Origin of the sequence: Actinoplanes ianthinogenes (assembly GCF_018324205.1) — a bacterium.
In the GTDB taxonomy this organism is placed as follows: Bacteria; Actinomycetota; Actinomycetes; order Mycobacteriales; family Micromonosporaceae; genus Actinoplanes; species Actinoplanes ianthinogenes.
In genome coordinates this window covers 2606786-2623754 of sequence record NZ_AP023356.1, presented here as the reverse complement: position 1 = coordinate 2623754, position 16969 = coordinate 2606786, and the positions used below count along the sequence as shown (strand labels likewise).

Sequence of the window (16969 nt, the reverse complement as noted above, 5' to 3'; positions counted from 1 at the left end):
GTAAGCCGGCCTGCCGAGAAGTTCCGCTCAACTGGGGGTGTTCCGTGGATTCCGCATTCCTGAGTTCCATCCCGCAAGCCGTGGGGATCTGGCTGATCATCGTGCTGCTCCTCGCCGTCGCCGCGGCCACCGTCTCGGTGCCACGGGTCTTCACCGAGCCGACGCCGGCCGCCACCGAGCGTGAGAAGTACGCCGAGGAGGTCACCACCGCCGCCGCCCGGGCCGCCGTGACCGCGGAGCGCCGGCGCGCCGAGTGGGAGGTGGCCCAGGCGGCTGTCGACGAGGCCTGGATCGCGTACGAAAAGGCCGACCTGGACGCCAAGCGGATCGCCGCCGCCGGCGCCTACCCGTTGCTGAGCCGCCGCCGCAAGCCGGGGGAGAACGTCGACCGGCAGCGTTACCTGCACCGCGCCGCCACCGCCCGGTGCCGCTCCCACGACCTGTCGATGGACCAGCTCAACGACGTCCTCGCGCACCGCGGCTGGAATCCCCGGCTGCACCCGGTCCAGCAGGAGTCGGTGCTGGCCCAGGCGGTCCGCGCGCACCGGCTGGCCGGCTACTACACCGCGGTGGAGCGGGAACGCTCCGCCTGGCGCGGTGCCGAGGCGGCCGCCGAGGCGCTGCGGGCGCTGCGGTCCGAGGCGATGGCCGCCCCGCTGCGGGTGGACGTCCCGGAGCCGGTCGACCAGCAGTGGTGGGCCGAGCAATGGACGCCGGCCGAACTCCCGGCCGCGGCGTGACGTCCATCCTGGAGCCCGTTGTTCACAAGCGGCCCGTAATACCGGCCCGGTAACGTTGCCCGGGCGGCGGCGTGATCGGACGGCGAGGAGGAGATGGTGGCGGTAACACCGGCGGAGACGAACCAGGTGGCCCGGATGCACCGGGCGGCCCTGGTCGAGGATGCCGTGCACGAGATCATCGAGCGCGGTCTCCGTAACCGGGGCTGGAAGCCGTACATCACCGCCTACACCGGTTACGGCGCGCCCGGCTGGGCCCGGGTGATGGGCCGGGTGCTGCTCTCCCGCCCCCGCCTGGCCCGCAAGAAACGGGAGAAGGTGCGCGGCTGGCGCAGCTTCACCACCACCCCGGTGAGCGGTGCGGTGGTGCGCATCGAGGTCGGCAGCAGCGTCACCGAGACCCGCACCGACCGCAGTGGTTATGTCGACTGCCGGGTCAAGGGCGACCTCGAGCCGGGCTGGGCCACCGTCCGGCTGCAGTGCGAGGGTGCGGCCCCGGTCGACGCCCCGATCCGGGTGATCGACCCGGCCGTCCGGTTCGGCCTGATCTCCGACATCGACGACACCGTCATGGTCACCGCGCTGCCCCGCCCGATGCTGGCCGCGTGGAACACGTTCGTCCTCGACGAGCACGCCCGGATGGCCGTGCCCGGCATGGCCGTCCTCTACGAGCGGCTGGTCAACGCGAACCCGGGCACCCCGGTGATCTACCTCTCCACCGGTGCGTGGAACGTGGCGCCCACCCTCACCCGTTTCCTCAGCCGCCACCTCTACCCGGCCGGTCCGATCCTGCTCACCGACTGGGGCCCGACCCCGGACCGCTGGTTCCGCAGCGGCCAGGAGCACAAACGCACCACGCTGCGCCGCCTCGCCGAGGAGTTCCCGGACGTCAAGTGGCTGCTGGTCGGCGACGACGGCCAGCACGACCAGGAGATCTACTCCGAGTTCGCCCGGGAGCACCCGGACAACGTGGCCGCCGTGGCGATCCGCCGGCTCTCGCCCACCCAGGCGGTGCTGGCCGGCGCCATCCCCGGCCCGTCCGAGACGCCCGAGGCGGTGCCGTCCGGTGGCAAGACCTGGTTCGCCGCACCGGACGGCGCCGGCCTCTGGTCCCTGCTCCGCGACACGGACCTGACCCAGTGAGCCCTTACTCCGCCTGCTCCGCCGGGGTGGCGGCCTCCGCCACCCGGCTGTGCAGCCGCTCCCGGATCTCGTCGGGGGAGTATGCCCGGCGCTTGCGCTCGGCCCGCGCGATCACCACCCCGGTCGCCGCGACGCCCGCCAGCCCTGCCAGTCCCGCTATCTTCCACCACCGCATCTGCTGAGAATAGACACGTGGTTGCCGACATCAGCCTCGACGAGGCCATCGACCTGACGCGTACGGGTGACATCTGGATCTTCCGGGGCCGCTCCGGGCCGGATCGTGCCATTCAAACTCTCACCAACAGCCCGGTGAACCATGTCGGGATGTCCCTGGTGATCGAGGACATGCCACCCCTGATGTGGCACGCCGAGCTGGGCAGATCACTGCCCGACCTGTGGTCCGGCACGTTCCAGCGCGGCGTCCAGCTGCACGACCTGCGCGACGCCGTGACCGTCTGGGCCCGCCGTTACGGCCAGCGCGGCTGGCTGCGCCAGCTCGACCCCGGCGTCACCCGTGCCATGGAGGACAAGGCCCTCAAGACCGTCGCCCGCCTGGACGGCACCCCGTTCCCCTCCACGTCCCAGCTGGCCTGGCGCTGGGTCCGCGGCCGCGTCCCGCAGATCCGCCCCCCGTGGAAGCCGGCCGACGACGACCCGGCCACGCTGGAGCGCGCCTACTGCGCCGAGGTGGTCGCGGTGACCTATGAGGACATGGGCCTGCTGCCCCGCAACCGGAAAGCGAACTGGTACGACCCCGGCCGCTTCTGGTCCGGGGACGAGCTCGAACTCAACGCGGGCTTCAAGCTCGGCGACGAGATCTCGGTCCGGGTCCCCGACGCATAACCCCATTTTTTGTACGACCTCGTGGTCCGGCAAGCGCAACAGCCGTGTCCCGTGGCTGAGCGCGCGGTGGTCCCGGTGCCGGGCCGCGAGGCCGCGCCGGGCTGAGCTCGCGAGGTCCGCCCATCCCGGGAAGCAGCCGCGCCGCACGGGCGACGCCCACCGGATCGACCCGCCAACGTCCCAGTCCCCGCCCGCGCTGGGTGGTGTCTTCGATGCCCCCGGCGTCCGCGTCCGCCTGGGCGGCAGCCAGCATCTTGGCGAACGTTCCGTTCAGCGCCCACCTGCGGAAACGGGTGTAGATCGACTTCCAGGAGCCGTACCGGGCCGGCACCCGTTGAGCACCCGGCGGTCATCCTCCCGCGGACGACCGCCGGTGACCGCCGACGGCAGATGCCGCGACAAGGGATCCCACTCGGTGTCGGTCAGCTCATAGCGGCGAAGACACCACCTAGGGGGGCCGCCCCGAAGTCAGTGTGGCGCAGGAAGGCGTTCCGGCGCCGGCGGGCTGTGGACGATGCGGCACTGTGGATGAACTCGCACGCGTCAGCATCGTTCGCTGTCGATGGGGTGGCGAGTCGGTCGCGTCGTCGGGACGGCGCCTCGGGGCGTGCGCCGGAACTCGACGCGTTCGCCGCCCGCGCGGCCGAGGGCTGTGGTGCCGAGTGGGCGGGACAATGCGGGGATGGGTCTGATTGCCCGGGTTGCCGAGGTGGTCGCGCTCGACCGGCTGCGCGCGCGGGCGGTCGGCGGGGCCGGCTCGGTCGTGCTGCTGACCGGTGAGGCCGGGATCGGCAAGACCACAGTGGTCGAGGAGGCGGTCTCGCGCGCCGTCGCCACCGGCGCCACCGTGCTCACCGGGCGCGCCGACCCGGACGAGGGCGCACCCGCCTACTGGCCCTGGCAGCGCCTCCTGGAAACCGCCCCGGTCACCCTCAGCCGGGCCCTGACGGTGGGCGGGCCGGCCGGGGAGCCACCGGCGGCCGCGCGGTTCCGGATCAACCGGGCGGTGCTGGACGGGGTGCGGGCGGCGGCGGGTGACGCGCTGCCGGGTGGGCTGGTGCTCGTGCTGGAGGACCTGCACTGGGCCGATCCCGCTTCGCTCGGGCTGCTCGCGGCGCTGGTCCGGGAGGTGCGGGACGTCCCGGTGCTGGTGCTGGCGACCGCCCGCGCGCTGGACCTGCCCGGCGCCGAGGTCCTGGAGCTGGCGGCCTGGGACGTTCCGGAGGTCGAGGCCTGTCTCGCACAGGCGGCCGGCGGCCCGGTGCACCCGTCCTGGGCCGCGGTGGTGCATCGGCTCGGCGGTGGGAACCCGCTCTACACCCGGGAGCTGACCCGGCTGCTGGCCGACGCGGACCGGTTGCGCCGCCCGGCCGGCGCCGTCGCCCCACCGGACGGTCTGCTCCGCCTGGTCGGCCGCCGTCTCGCCGACCTCGATCCGGAGTGCCGTGACCTGCTGGGCCTGGCCGCCGCCCTGGGCGCCGAGATCGACGTACCGCTGCTGACCCGGGTGGCCGGGGTCGAGGGGGTGGACGGGCTGCTGGACGGGGCGATCCGGGACGGGCTGCTGGTGGAGGATCCGTGGGCGCCGGCTCGGTTGCGGTTCGCGCACGAGCTGGTGCGGGAGGCCCGGTACGCGGAGTTGAGCCGGGCGGAGCGGATCGCGGCACACGGGCGGATCGCGGAGGTGCTGGCCGGCACAGGGGCCCGGCCGGACGAGATCGCCCGGCATCGGGTGCGCGCGGCGGTGGACGATCGATCGCGGGCCGCGGCCCGGGAGGCCTGTGTCGCGGCGGCTGAGGCGGCCGGGCGGCAGCTCGACCACGGGGCCGCGGTCACCTGGTACGGCCACGCTCTGGACAGTTTTCCCGGTGACTCGGCGTTGCGGTTGGGGCGGGCGGTTTCGGCGTACCGAAATGGGCAGTTGAATGTTGCTCTGCGTGACTGCGAGGCTCTGCTCGACCACGCGGAGACATCGCGGGATCCGGATCTCGCGGCCTCGGCCGCGCTGGTGGTCCGCGGTGTCGGCGGACCGCTCGCCGCCGCCCTGCTCCGCCTCTGCGAGCGAGCCCTGGCCGTCGACGACGCCCGTGAGCAAGGCGACGCTCGTGAGCAAGACGACGCTCGTGAGCAAGACGACGCTCGCGAGCAAGACGACGCCCCTGAGCACGGCGACGTCCGCGAGCAAGGCGACGTCGGGGACAGCAGCGACGCTGGGCAAGGAGGCGACGGCAAGCGACGACACGACGCAGGGGAGCGGGGCGATGGCGAGCGGGCGCCCGCCGCGCGACGGGCGCAGGTGCTGGCGCAGTTCGCCTATCTGCTGGTGGAGACCCGTGAGGTGGAGCGTGCCGAGGTGATCAGCCGGCAGGCGATGGCGCTCGCCGAGCGGACCGGTGACCCGGACGCCCTGGCCGCCGCCGTGCACGCCCGGCACGAGGTGCTCGACCCGGTCGCCGCCGCCGAGGAGGTGCTCGACCTGGCCACCCGCAGCATCGCGCTGGCCGCGGCCGGCAGCCGGCCGGACGCGGAGCTCTGGGGCCGGATCTGGCGGCTGGACGCGCTGCTGCTCCTGGGCGACCTGCCCGGTTACGACGGCGAGTTGAGCCGGCTGGCCGGGCTCGCCGACCGGCTCGGCTGGCCGGTGATCCGCTGGCATCTGCTGCGCGCCCGGGCCACCCGGCAGGCGCTGGCCGGCCGGATTCTCGCCGCGTGCGAACTCGCCGACGAGGCTTATGCGCTGGCCGGCACGATCGAGGAGGAACCGGCCCGGATGCTGCACTCGGCGTTCCGCACCGGGCTGGCGCCGCTCACCGGCGAGCCGCCGGCCTGGCCGGACGACCTGGCCGCCGCGGCCGCCGAGTTCGCCGCGGTCCCGATCGCGATGGCGGAGATCGGGCTGCTGGCGATGTACCGGGCCGACCGGGAGGTGGCCGCGGTCTGCGCGGCCGGGCTGCGGGCGATGCTGCCGGGCCTGCGGCCGGACAGCCGGCGGACCTTCGTGGTGATCACCGCCGGTGAGCTCGGCGCCTGGCTGGGCGACCGCGAGCTGACCGCGGAGGCCTACGCGGTGGTGGCGCCGCTGCCGGCGCGTTACCTCTATTCGACTACCGCCTGTCACGGCACGACCGCGCGGGCGCTCGGGGTGATGGCCGCGGCGCTCGGCGACCAGGACGCCGCTGAGCGGCATCTGGAGCAGGCGATCGCGATGGAGCGGCGGATCGGCGCCGAGCCGTTCCTGGCACAGGCCCTGCTGGCGTACGCCCGGATCACCACCCCCCACCGAGCCCGCCCGCACGCCCTGGAAGCCCTCGCCATCGCCCGCCGGCTCGGCCTCGCCGGCCTGCTCGCCGAGGCCACCGCCCGCTCCCGGGACGAGCTGACCACCCGCGAACGGGAGGTCGCCACGCTGGCCGCCGAGGGCCTGGCGAACCGGGTGATCGCCGAGCGCCTGTTCATCTCGGAACGGACCGTGGAGACGCACGTCCGGCACGCGCTGGCCAAGCTCGGCGCGGCGAACCGGACCCAGCTGGCTGCCCGGTTACGTGGCAGCGGTCAGTACCAGCACTGAGGTGTGGCGGGCCGGTTCGCCGCAGGCTCGGTGCATGACGACGAACACGCTCACCGAGATCCGCAGCGGCACGTACACGATCGACCCGGCCCGCTCGACCTGCCGGTTCACCGCGAAGCACGCGTTCGGGCTGAAGCCGGCGCACGGCACGATGACCGTCACCGGCGGCACCGTCACGGTGGCCACCGACCCGGCCCGGTCGATCGCCTCGGCCGAACTGGACGCGACCAGCTTCACCACCGACGACCCGCGCCGGGACCGGGACGTCCGGGGTCCGCGCTTCCTGGACACCGCACGGCACCCGGAGATCGGCTTCCGGTCCACCCACTGCCGGCTCGGGCCGGACGGCTGGCAGGTCGCCGGGGTGCTCAGCGTCCGGGGCGGCTCGTGCGAGGTGGTCCTCGACCTGGAGTCCTGGGAGCGGGCCGGCGACGGTTACCGGTTCACCGCCGGCTGCGTGGTGGACCGGGTCGCCGCCGGGGTGCGCGGCGGCCGGGGCCTGATCCAGCGGTCAGTCCGGATCGCCCTGGACGTCGTCGTGCGCCCGGCCTGAGGCCTGTCTCATAACCCGGCCGCGGCCCCGGTCGGATTATGGAACAGGCCTCAGCACCGCGGCCCGCATGGCGGTCGCCAGCCAGGCCTGCAACGCCTCCTCGGACCAGCCGCACCGGTGCACGAGCGCGCCGTAGAGCGCCGGGTCGTTGTACACCCACACCGAGTCGATCGCCGCCTCGAGGTCACGGCCCGGCGCCGGCTCGCCCAGCCCGGCCGCGTGCTCGACGACCATCCTCGCCCCGAAGCGGCGGTTGGTCAGCAGCGTCTCCCAGAGCTGGGCCGCCTCCTCGCTGTCGTCGGCGGCGCGCCGCACGGTTTCGAAGAGCCGTGCGGCGCGTCCGCCGATCAGAACACAGACAGCGGCGTACGCGTCGAGCACCGCACCCGGGTCCCGGGCTTCGAACACCGGCCGGAACCACGGCCGTTGCGCCACCGGCACCGGCTCGTCGTCGCCGGCCAGCGCCTCGTCGAGCACCTGCTTGAGCAGCGCCGCCTTGGAGCCGAAGGAGGCGGTCACCGTCGGCCGGGCCACTCCGGCCTCCTCGGCGACCGCGGTCAGCGAGGCGCGGGCGTATCCCTGGGACACGAAGAGCTCACCGGCGGCCCGGACGATCGCCTGCCGGGTCCGGCGGGCCGCCTCCTCGCGGACCGGGGAGCGATACCGGCGCCGGGGCTCATTGACACCACTCACAGTTGCGTCATACTAGCGGCATATTGGATAGACGCCGTTATTGTCAATTGGAGGGGTGCGATGAAGCCGTACGTACTGCATGCCGGCGAGGGTGCGGCCCTGTGGTTCCTGGGCAGCCGGGCCGTGGTGAAGGCGACCGGCGCCGAGACGCAGGGCCGGCTCTCCGTGGCCGAGTTCGTCAATCCGGCCGGCTTCGCCACCCCGCTGCATCGGCACCTGCATGAGGACGAGATGTTCTACGTGCTCTCCGGGACCGCGGAGTTCCGGTGCGACGGGGAGTCGCTGCTCGCCGGGGCGGGTGACTTCGTGCTGTTGCCGGCCGGTCTGGCGCACGGTTTCGTGGTGGGGGCCGAGGAGCCGTTGCGGGCCTTGCAGCTGACCACCCCGGGCGGCTTCGAGAAGTTCGTGGCCGAGGTCGGGGAGCCGGCGACCGGGCCCGGGCTGCCGCCGGAGGTCACCCCGGTCGATCCGGTCCTGCTGGGCCATGCGGCGGCCCGCCACGGGATCGAACTGCTCGGACCTCCGCTGCGCTGAGGCCGGAGAACGGCACGAAACGCGGCGACGCCGCGCGGTGTTGTGGAAGGCCACCCACCAAAGCACGACGCCGCCCTGGCGGAAGCCCGGGCGGCGTCGGTCGCGGTGCGGTGTCAGCCGCCGCCCGGCGGCAATCCGGGCGGCATCCGTCGCGGTGCGGTGTCAGTGGCCGCCCGGGAGGAGCCCGGTCGGCGTCCGTCGCGGTGTCGGGTCAGCGGCCGGAGCGGCGACCGCCCGCGCGTGCGGAGAACGCGGCCGCCCCGCCACCGGAGGCGGGACGAGGCTGCGGCGTACCCGAACGGTTTGTCCTTGATTGCCCGGACCGCCCGGCATTCCCCGCGCTCCGGGGCGCCGGCGAAGCCGGAGCCTGCCCGTCCCCGGCACCCCGCCGCCGCCCGGAAGCAGCCTTCTCGGCGCCCCCGCGCCCGGAAGCGGCCTTCTCGGCACGCCCGGCGGCCGACGTGCCCGCACGCTCGGTGGCCGAGCCCGCCCGCCCGCCGGTTGCGGCCGTCCCCGTGCGCCCGCCGGTCGCGGCCGCCCCCGTGCGCCCGGAGGCTGAAGGCGCGCCGCCGTCCGGCGAGGCGCCGGCACCGTTACGGCCCCGGCCACCCCGGCGCCGCCGGGACGTGCCCGCGGACTCGGGCGAAGCGGGCCGCGACGGCGAAGCGGGCCGCGCCGGTGACGCCGGCTGCACCGGCGCCGGCGACACGAACGTCCGCTCACCCGGCGCCAGCTCCGCCAGCAGCGTGTCCCCGGGCCGCGCCCGCCGGGTCACCGGCCGGATCCCGGCCTTGCGGGCGAGATCCCGCACGTCCGCCTGCTGATCGTCGGTCATCAGCGTGATCACCGTGCCCCGCGCCCCGGCTCGCGCCGTCCGCCCGGAGCGGTGCAGGTACGCCTTGTGCTCCACCGGCGGATCAGCGTGCACCACCAGCGTCACGTCGTCCACGTGGATGCCGCGGGCCGCGATGTCGGTCGCCACCAGCGTCTCCGCGGTCCCGTCCGCGAATGCCGACAGGTTCCGGTTCCGCGCGTTCTGCGCCAGGTTGCCGTGCAGCTCGACGGCCGGGACGCCGGCGGCGATCAGCTGCCGGGTCAGCACCTTGGCCCGCCGCTTGGTCCGGGTGAAGACCACCGACCGGCCGGGCGCCGCGAGCAGCTCGACCAGCACCGGGAACCGGTCGTCGGGCTGGACGTGCAGCACGTGGTGGTCCATCTCGACGGGCGCCTGCGCGGCCGCGTCGACGTGGTGCGTGACCGGTTTCCGGAGGAACTGCTTGACCAGGACGTCGATCCCGTTGTCCAGGGTCGCCGAGAACAGCAGCCGCTGTCCACCGGCCGGGGTCTGCCCGAGCAGCCGCCGGACCACCGGCAGGAAGCCCAGGTCGGCCATGTGGTCGGCCTCGTCCAGCACGCTGATCTCGACGGCGTCCAGCGAGGCGTGCCCGTTGCGGATGTGGTCGTCGAGCCGGCCCGGGCAGGCGACCAGCACGTCGACGCCCTTGCGGAGCGCGGCGATCTGCGGGTTCGCCCCGACGCCGCCGAAGACGGTGAGGGTGGTCAGGCCCATCGCGGTGGCGAGGGGTCGCAGGCTGGCCTCGATCTGGGTGGCCAGCTCCCGGGTCGGCGCCAGGATCAGCGCACGTGGGCGGCCCGGTTTCGGGCGGGTCTTCGACGCGGCCAGACGGGTGACGACCGGCAGCACGAACGCGTACGTCTTCCCGGATCCGGTGCGACCCCGGCCGAGCAGGTCGCGCCCCGCGAGCGAGTCCGGCAGCGTGGCCGCCTGGATCGGGAACGGTGTGGTGATGCCGAGGTCGGCGAGAGCACCGGAGAGAACGGCGGGGACGCCTAGCTCGATGAACGATGTCATTAAGGGGGTAACTCCGTAGGTCAGTTGGAGATCAATCCTACTGGTCACCCGTGGCAACCACTTTGCACCCGGTATCGAACCAGGCCGCACTCAGCCTCGCAGATCTTTTTCCTCAGTGCCGGACACCCTCCCCGGCCAGTACTGAGGAGACCCCTGATGAACGGTGAGGCACCTGCCGTCGATCGGCGTGGCGAGGACATCGTGCGAGCGAACATGCCGCTCGTCGGGCACCTGGTTCGCGAGATGCTGGCCCGGGTCCCCGCCCACGTCAACCGTGACGATCTGCTCTCGGCAGGGTACGCCGCCCTGGTCGCCGCCGCCCGCGGCTTCGACTCCGAGCGGGGCGTGCCCTTCCCCCGGTTCGCCGCCGCCCGGGTACGCGGCGCGCTGCTCGACGAGCTGCGCGGGCTGGACTGGGCGAGCCGCTCGGTGCGCCAGCGGGCCCGCCGCACCGACTCGGCCCGCGAGGAGCTGACCGCCGAGCTGGGCCGCACCCCGAGCGTGCAGGAGCTGGCCGAACGGCTGGGCTGCACGGTCGAGGACATCGAGCACGCCGCCGACGACGTGCACCGCGCCACGGTGTTCAGCCTGCAGGGTTTCGCCACCGCGACCGCCGACGACCTGGTGACCGAGCGCACCCCCGGGCCGGAGGACATGCTGATCCTCCGGGAGCGTCTCGGTTACCTGCGGCACGCGGTGGAGGCGTTGCCGGAGCGGCTGCGGGTGGTGGTCCAGGGCTACTTCTTCGACGAGCGCCCGATGATCGACATCGCCGCCGACCTCGGGGTCAGCGAGTCCCGGGTGTCGCAGCTGCGCGCCGAGGCGCTGGTGCTGCTGCGGGACGGGTTGAACACCCACCTGGACCCGGCGCTGGCCGCGGAGAACCCGCCCAAGGAAGGGTGCGTGGCCCGGCGGCGGGCGGCGTACTACGACCGGATCGCCAGCCGCGGCACGCTGCGCACCCGGCTCGCCCTGACCGGCCCGGACGGGCTCCCGGTCGCGGCCTGACAGACTTCGCAGGTGGTGAGGGGCCCGTCGCGGTTCGCGGCGGGCCCAGCCGCGTCTCAGCTGTTCGCGCAGGTCCCGGCCTTCTTCTGGGCCGCGATGGCCTTGGCCGCGCCGAGCTTGTAGAGCGCCAGCCCCTCGGCCGCCGGCTCCAGCTTCCACGCGTCCTTCTCGTAGACCATGGTGTACGACTGCGCCGCCACCAGCTGCTTCGCGATCACGATGGCCTTGTCGGTGCCCTCCATCCGGGCGCTGGTCAGGGTGATCGCCAGCCCCTTGCGGGAGCACGCCTGGTTGAGCTTGACGTAGTCGTCCTTGCTGATCGCCTGCTTGCCGGCGCTGGTGTACATCTCCCAGGCGCCGGCGAAGTCGCCGCCGCTGAACCGGTCGAACACGGTCTGCGCGGCGTTCTTCGCCCCGTCCAGGGTCTTCGGCTCGGGTCCACCGGCGGCGGCCGCGGCGGCGTTGCCGGCCGGGGTGTCGTCGTCACCGGAGCAACCGGCGGTCACCCCGAGCGTGGCGACGGCGGCGAGGGCCAGGACGGCAAGACGGTACGGGTGGTTGTTGTCCATGTCCCGGTTAATCCCGGCACGCCGCCTCGCGTAACGGCCCCGGCGTGTCGTTGACGACTTCCTGACACTTGCCCGCCCGCCCGTAACCCGCGGGACTTCAAGTAGTCTGGTCGTTTGCCGTAAACAGAAAAGGCAACCCCGAAAAAGGAGTTGCCAGCGGCCGGAATGATAGCACGAAAAGGGGCGATTTTGTCAAGCTCGAGCGCCGATTTCGATGCTGAGCAGGCGTACTTGACCGCGCTCTACCAGCGGCTCGATCAATTGCGTGAGCAGGCCGACAGCCGGCTCAAGGCGATCCTGCTGGAGGGCGGCGGCACCCCGCAGGGCCGCACCCAGCGCGAGGCCACCCGCGCCCACTACGCGGAGCAACTCGCCCAGATGAATTCCGTCGAGAACGGTCTGTGTTTCGGCCGGCTCGACTTCGCCGCGGAGAAGGAGCGCTACATCGGCCGGCTCGGGTTGTTCGCCGAGGACCGGGACGAGGACCCGCTGCTGATCGACTGGCGGGCGCCGGCCGCCCGGCCGTTCTATCTCGCCACCGCCGTCAACCCGGAGGGTGTCACCCGGCGGCGGCACCTGCGCACCCGGGGCCGGGTGCTGACCGGCGTCGACGACGAGGTGCTGGACCTGGAGGCGGTCGACGGCACCGGGCGCGAGGACGTGACCGGCGAGGCCGCGCTGCTCTCCGCGCTCACCGCGAACCGGACCGGCCGGATGCGCGACATCGTCGAGACCATCCAGGCCGAGCAGGACGAGGTGATCCGCTCCGGGCTGGCCGGGGCCCTGGTCGTGCAGGGCGGGCCGGGCACCGGCAAGACGGCGGTGGCCCTGCACCGGGCCGCGTACCTGCTGTACACGTACCGTCAGCAGCTCACCCGCTCCGGCGTGCTGATCCTCGGGCCGAACACCACGTTCCTGCGCTACATCTCCCAGGTGCTGCCGTCGCTCGCCGAGACCGGGGTGCTGCTGGCCACCCTCGGCGACATGTTCCCCGGCGTGCGGGCCCGGGCCGCCGAGCCGGCCGGGGTCGCCGCGCTCAAGGGCGACCTCGGCCTGATGCTCCCGGCTCTGGAGAACGCGGTCGCCGACCGGCAGACCGTGCCGGACGACTTCGTCGAGGTCGACCACGACGGCTACCCGCTGCGCATCGACCGCGCGCTGCTGGAGGACGCCCGGGCCGCGGCCCGCAGGTCGGGCCGTCCGCACAACGTGGCCCGGGCGGTCTTCGTGACCGAGGCGATCCACCAGCTCTCCCTCCAGATCGCCGAGCGGATCGGCGCCGACCCGCTGGGCGGGGACAACCTGCTCTCCGAGGCCGACCTGGCGGAGACCCGCCGCGAGCTGCGCGAGGACATCGACGTCCAGCAGGCGCTGTTCGAGTTCTGGCCGGTGCTCACCCCGCGGCAGGTGCTGCGCGACCTGCTGACCGACGCCGACCGGCTGGAGTCGGCCGGGCTGCCCGCGTCGTTCCTGCGGGACGCCGCGCACGGCTGGACGCCGGCCGACGTGCCGCTGCTCGACGAACTGGCCGAGCTGCTCGGGGTCGACGACACGCTGAAGAAGCGGGAGGCGGCCCGGCAGCGGGAGGCCGCGATCGAGTACGCCGAGGGCGTGCTGGAGATCGTCGAGGGCTCCCGCTCGCTGGACTTCGAGGACGTCGAGGAGGAGATCCTCTCCGCGATCGACGTGGTCGACGCGAGCGCCTTCGTCGAGCGGCACGAGGTGATCGACACCCGGACCGCGGCCGAGCGGGCCGCCGCCGACCGCAGCTGGGTCTTCGGGCACGTCATCGTGGACGAGGCGCAGGAGCTGTCGCCGATGGCCTGGCGGCTGCTGATGCGCCGCTGCCCGAGCCGCTCGATGACCGTGGTCGGCGACGTCGCGCAGACCTCCGAGCTGTCCGGCAGCACCACCTGGGACCAGGTCTTCGAGCCCTACGTCGGGCAGCGCTGGCGGCTCGTCGAGCTGAGCGTCAACTACCGCACCCCGGCCGAGGTGATGGCGGTCGCGGCCGACGTGCTGGCCGCCGTCGACCCGCAGCTCAAGCCGCCGCGCTCGGTCCGCTCGGCCGGCGTCATCCCGTGGGCGCGGCAGGTGCCGGCCGCCCGGCTCGCCGAGGAGCTGATCGCCGACGTGCGCAAGGAGGCCGCCGCGGTCGAGTCCGGGCGCGTCGGCGTCCTGGTCCCGGCGAGCCTGGAGCCGTCGCTGGGCGCGGCCCTGGTCGAGGCGGTACCGGGCGCGGCTGTGGGGGAGCAGCCCGACCTGCTCAACCACGTCGTGCTGATGACCGTCCGCCAGGCCAAGGGCCTGGAGTTCGACTCGGTCCTGGTGGTCTGTCCCGACGAGATCATCGCGGAGAGCCCGCGCGGCCTGTCCGATCTCTACGTCGCCGTCACCCGCGCCACCCAGCGCCTCGGCGTCCTGCACACCACCCCGCTCCCGCCCGTCCTCGGCTCGCTCGCCTGACCGTTGCGGCCCTGCCTTCCCGGCAGGGCCGCTTTCCCCCTTTTTGCGTACGACCAGCGCCGGCTCAGTCCACGGCTCGCGCGATGAAAACGTTCTCCCGGCCGGGCCGATCAGGGGCGTCCCGCACCTCCAGCACGGCGAATCCGGCCGCGTCCAGGGACTCCTCGATCTCCGCCCGCGACCGGAAGCGCAACGTGGATTCCGAGGTCACGACCGCCCCGTCCGCGTGGAACCGGTATTCGAATCGGAACGACACCAGCGGCAGCCGGACCTCGCCGAGCGTGAACCGCCGCTCCACCGGCCCGATGCCCGGAATCTCGAGAGTGGTGGGCAGCTGAGTGGTGACCCACTCCTCCCAGCCGCGGAACTCCGGGCGGCGCGCCTCGAAGACCACGTGCCCGCCGCGCCGCAGCACGCCGCGGATCCCGCGCAGCGCGGCTGTCCAGTCGTCGTCGGAGAGGAACACCTGAGCGACGTTCGCGGTCATGACGGCCAGGTCGGCGGGCTCCCGCCCGGCCCAGGCGTCCACCAGTCCGGCGGCGCCGGCGTGCAGCCAGGTGACCCGGCCGGCGCCCGGTTTCCGCTCGGCCACGCCGAGCGAGGCGAGCGCCGGATCGGCGCCGATCACCGTCCGGCCGCTCGCGGCCAGCAGGACGGCCAGGGTCCCGGTGCCGCAGCCGACGTCGACGATCCGGGTGGCGCCGAGCTCGTCGATGATCGCCAGGTAGGCGGGGAGGTCCCCGCGATCGGCGTCGAAGTGGTCGTAGAGCGCGGCGAGCCGGTCATCGGCGAAAATCGCGTCGGGCATTCCCGGAACCTAGTCAGCCGAGCTCCAGGCACGCCACCGCATAAAATCCGGCGACGTCGATCTCCGGGCGGCCCGGGGTGTACATCCGGGCGGTCTCGAACGCCGGGGTCAGGCCGGCCCGTTCGGCGAGCGCGGTGGCGGCCGGATTGATGCCGGGGACGTCGAGGGCGATCGCGGACAGGTGGTCGTCGTCCTCGTCGTGGGCGAGCGCCTCCAGCAGCTGCGCGGCGATCTCCGGGGTGTCGGCGTAGAGCGGGCCGATCCGGGTGCCCTCGACCGCCGGCCGCCGGACCCCGAGCCCGGCCACCGCGCCGTCGTGCAGCGCGGCCAGCGCGTGCCGGTTCGGCGCGGAGATCCACAGGGCGAGGAACGTGTCCCGCCCGGCCGGGACGAAACGCCGCTCGTAGGCGGCCAGGTCCGCGAAGCCGACGCTGCGGGCGTCGACCAGCGTGCTGCCGGGTGCGGCCGGGTCCAGCCGCGGCACCCCCTGGTAACGCAGGTTGGTCCAGGCCGGCTGGAACCCGGACTTGCGGTAGTTCTCCTGCTGCGCGACCACCCCGTCGAGCCCGACGACCCGCCCGGCGAGCCGCCGCATCCCGGCCTGCCAGGTCTGCCATCCGTAACCCTGGCCCCGATGGCCGGGAACGGTCAGATAGAACCCGAGGAACCCGTGTGTGCCGCCGTAGCGGACCACCGAGATCGAGGTGATCGGGTGACCGTCGAGCCGGCCGACGAGAAAAGCGCCGGGGTCGACCGGAAAGAAGATCCGTTCGTCACCGATGCCCGGATTCCAGCCCTCGGCGGTGGCCCATTCCGCGAGCAGTCCCATGTCGTCGACGCTGGCGGGTGCCACCACGAATTCGCCCATATCGCGACCTTAATGAAAAATGCGCGGTAATGCGGAAGGGCCCGGCGTCCGGAGACGCCGAGCCCTTCGCGAGGTGAGGTCAGGCAGCGGTGACCGGGCGCATGCCGCGGCCCAGCGCGGTGTGGCCGTGCGCGTTGGTCATCGCCAGCCGGCTGTTCATGGTGGTGTTGCTGGCGATGCTGGCGTAATACGAGGCCCGGCGGCGCGCGGTGATGCTCTCCGGGTTCTCCGGGTTCGGGGCCAGCTCCGGGTCGAGGTGGGTGTTGAGGCCGTCGCGGAGCAGCGAGAGAGCCTCGGCGCGCAGCTGGGAGACGCGGGACTCGGTGACGCCGAGGTCCTTGGCGATCTCCGCCATCGGGCGCTCCTGGAGGAAGTACTCGGTGACCACGGTCTGCAGACGGTCCGGCAGCGAACCGATGGCGTGGTGCAGGTAGCCGATCTGCTCGCGGCGCAGCAGCATCTCTTCCGGGCCCGGGTCGCGCTCGGTGACCAGGTCGTCGGCGCTGCTGGTGGTGAAGCCCTGCAGCGACAGGACGGTGGCCCGCTGCACGTCGGTGTCGGTCTGGTGCAGGTCGGTGGTGGTGGTGCCGAGCGCCTGGGCCAGCTCCTCCGGGGTCGGCGTGCGACCGAGGGTGGTGGTCAGGCTCTGCCGGGTGACGTCGGTGTTGCGGGCCTTGGACCGCACCGAGCGGGTCGCCCAGTCCAGCGCGCGCAGCTCGTCGAGCAGGGCGCCACGGATCCGGGTGCCGGCGAAGCGGTGGAACGGCACGCCGCGCTCCGGGTCCCAGCCGCGCGCCGCGGTGACCAGGGCGTGCAGGCCCGCGCTGGTCAGGTCGTCGCGGTGGATGTGGTTGGGGATCCGGCTGAGCATGTCCCGCACCAGGTGGCCGACCAGCGGCATGTGCGTGCGGATCAGCTCCTCCTGCTCGGCGGCGGAGAGCACCGGAGTGGCGGAAGCGGTGTCGGCGGCGAGGTCGGCAGCGGTCGTCACGGTGCTGGTCATGTCGTATCCCCCGGTTGTTGTCGGCGCCCGTTGGCTGGGTGGGCACCGGCTGACAGGGAGAAACTTTGAAGGCCGGAAGGTGCGGGAAAAGGTCACGCACAGTTGCCTCCCGGTTGCTTGAAAACCGGGGCCGTCCTCTCGCGTTGCCGGAGTCGATCGGCGGGGGGTTGGGGTGGTTGAGATTTCCGGCGTCGGTAAATCAAGATCTTCATTTACGCAGGCCCAGCGGGGTGCGGATCGCATGCTCCCGCGCGGGCCGGGCGCGGAGATCTGGCCGCTGGCGCGTCCAGGGCGATCTCCGCA

Annotated in this window: 15 protein-coding genes; 8 read left to right on the top strand and 7 right to left on the bottom strand. The window is 73.2% G+C overall.

Annotated elements, in window-relative coordinates; translation table 11 throughout:
* Window positions 1–44 precede the first annotated feature (44 nt).
* Window positions 45–740, top strand: coding sequence for a hypothetical protein (locus tag Aiant_RS12130; RefSeq protein WP_189335272.1), 696 nt, complete (start codon window positions 45–47; stop codon window positions 738–740).
* Window positions 741–833: 93 nt separating this feature from the next.
* Entirely contained in the window at window positions 834–1880 is a 1047-nt protein-coding gene (locus Aiant_RS12125; protein ID WP_189335271.1) for an App1 family protein phosphatidate phosphatase, read from the top strand.
* A 4-nt stretch (window positions 1881–1884) separates the two neighbouring features.
* Here the strand turns inward: Aiant_RS12125 and Aiant_RS12120 are convergent, their stop codons facing one another.
* Window positions 1885–2055 (bottom strand): hypothetical protein, encoded by a 171-nt coding sequence (locus Aiant_RS12120; protein WP_189335270.1) that lies wholly within the window; start codon window positions 2053–2055, stop codon window positions 1885–1887.
* 17 nt (window positions 2056–2072) lie between these two features.
* Here Aiant_RS12120 and Aiant_RS12115 point away from each other — a divergent pair, with 17 nt between their 5' ends.
* The 3 genes from Aiant_RS12115 (at window position 2073) to Aiant_RS12105 (ending at window position 6844) form a co-directional block, all read left to right on the top strand.
* Window positions 2073–2723, top strand: a complete 651-nt coding sequence (locus Aiant_RS12115) for a hypothetical protein (RefSeq protein WP_189335269.1) — start codon at window positions 2073–2075, stop codon at window positions 2721–2723.
* A gap of 682 nt (window positions 2724–3405) precedes the next feature.
* Complete coding sequence (locus Aiant_RS12110) at window positions 3406–6291, top strand: ATP-binding protein (RefSeq protein WP_189335268.1); 2886 nt, start codon at window positions 3406–3408, stop codon at window positions 6289–6291.
* Between the two features lie 34 nt (window positions 6292–6325).
* Window positions 6326–6844: a YceI family protein gene (locus Aiant_RS12105; protein ID WP_189335267.1), complete on the top strand. Its 519-nt coding sequence runs from the start codon at window positions 6326–6328 to the stop codon at window positions 6842–6844.
* 36 nt (window positions 6845–6880) lie between these two features.
* Here Aiant_RS12105 and Aiant_RS12100 read toward each other — a convergent pair whose 3' ends face one another.
* On the bottom strand, window positions 6881–7537 hold the full coding sequence (locus Aiant_RS12100) for a TetR/AcrR family transcriptional regulator (RefSeq protein WP_189335266.1): 657 nt from the start codon (window positions 7535–7537) through the stop codon (window positions 6881–6883).
* A 60-nt stretch (window positions 7538–7597) separates the two neighbouring features.
* Here Aiant_RS12100 and Aiant_RS12095 point away from each other — a divergent pair, with 60 nt between their 5' ends.
* Window positions 7598–8071: a quercetin 2,3-dioxygenase gene (locus Aiant_RS12095; protein WP_189335265.1), complete on the top strand. Its 474-nt coding sequence runs from the start codon at window positions 7598–7600 to the stop codon at window positions 8069–8071.
* Window positions 8072–8282: 211 nt separating this feature from the next.
* On the opposite strand, the gene Aiant_RS46485 is transcribed toward Aiant_RS12095, so the two are convergent.
* Window positions 8283–9944 (bottom strand): DEAD/DEAH box helicase, encoded by a 1662-nt coding sequence (locus Aiant_RS46485; protein WP_189335264.1) that lies wholly within the window; start codon window positions 9942–9944, stop codon window positions 8283–8285.
* A gap of 156 nt (window positions 9945–10100) precedes the next feature.
* On the opposite strand from Aiant_RS46485, the gene Aiant_RS12085 reads away from it, so the two are divergent.
* Window positions 10101–10952, top strand: coding sequence for a sigma-70 family RNA polymerase sigma factor (locus Aiant_RS12085; RefSeq protein ID WP_189335263.1), 852 nt, complete (start codon window positions 10101–10103; stop codon window positions 10950–10952).
* A 56-nt stretch (window positions 10953–11008) separates the two neighbouring features.
* On the opposite strand, the gene Aiant_RS12080 is transcribed toward Aiant_RS12085, so the two are convergent.
* Complete coding sequence (locus Aiant_RS12080) at window positions 11009–11521, bottom strand: hypothetical protein (protein ID WP_189335262.1); 513 nt, start codon at window positions 11519–11521, stop codon at window positions 11009–11011.
* 165 nt (window positions 11522–11686) lie between these two features.
* On the opposite strand from Aiant_RS12080, the gene Aiant_RS12075 reads away from it, so the two are divergent.
* Window positions 11687–13987 (top strand): HelD family protein, encoded by a 2301-nt coding sequence (locus Aiant_RS12075; protein ID WP_189335261.1) that lies wholly within the window; start codon window positions 11687–11689, stop codon window positions 13985–13987.
* A gap of 64 nt (window positions 13988–14051) precedes the next feature.
* Here the strand turns inward: Aiant_RS12075 and Aiant_RS12070 are convergent, their stop codons facing one another.
* The 3 genes from Aiant_RS12070 to Aiant_RS12060 form a co-directional block, all read right to left on the bottom strand.
* Window positions 14052–14795, bottom strand: a complete 744-nt coding sequence (locus Aiant_RS12070; protein ID WP_189335260.1) for a methyltransferase domain-containing protein — start codon at window positions 14793–14795, stop codon at window positions 14052–14054.
* A 13-nt stretch (window positions 14796–14808) separates the two neighbouring features.
* The gene (locus Aiant_RS12065; protein WP_189335259.1) at window positions 14809–15663 is read right to left on the bottom strand and encodes a GNAT family N-acetyltransferase; all 855 of its coding nucleotides are present in this window, start codon (window positions 15661–15663) and stop codon (window positions 14809–14811) included.
* Window positions 15664–15742: 79 nt separating this feature from the next.
* On the bottom strand, window positions 15743–16666 hold the full coding sequence (locus tag Aiant_RS12060; RefSeq protein ID WP_189335258.1) for a sigma-70 family RNA polymerase sigma factor: 924 nt from the start codon (window positions 16664–16666) through the stop codon (window positions 15743–15745).
* Window positions 16667–16969: the final 303 nt, after the last annotated feature.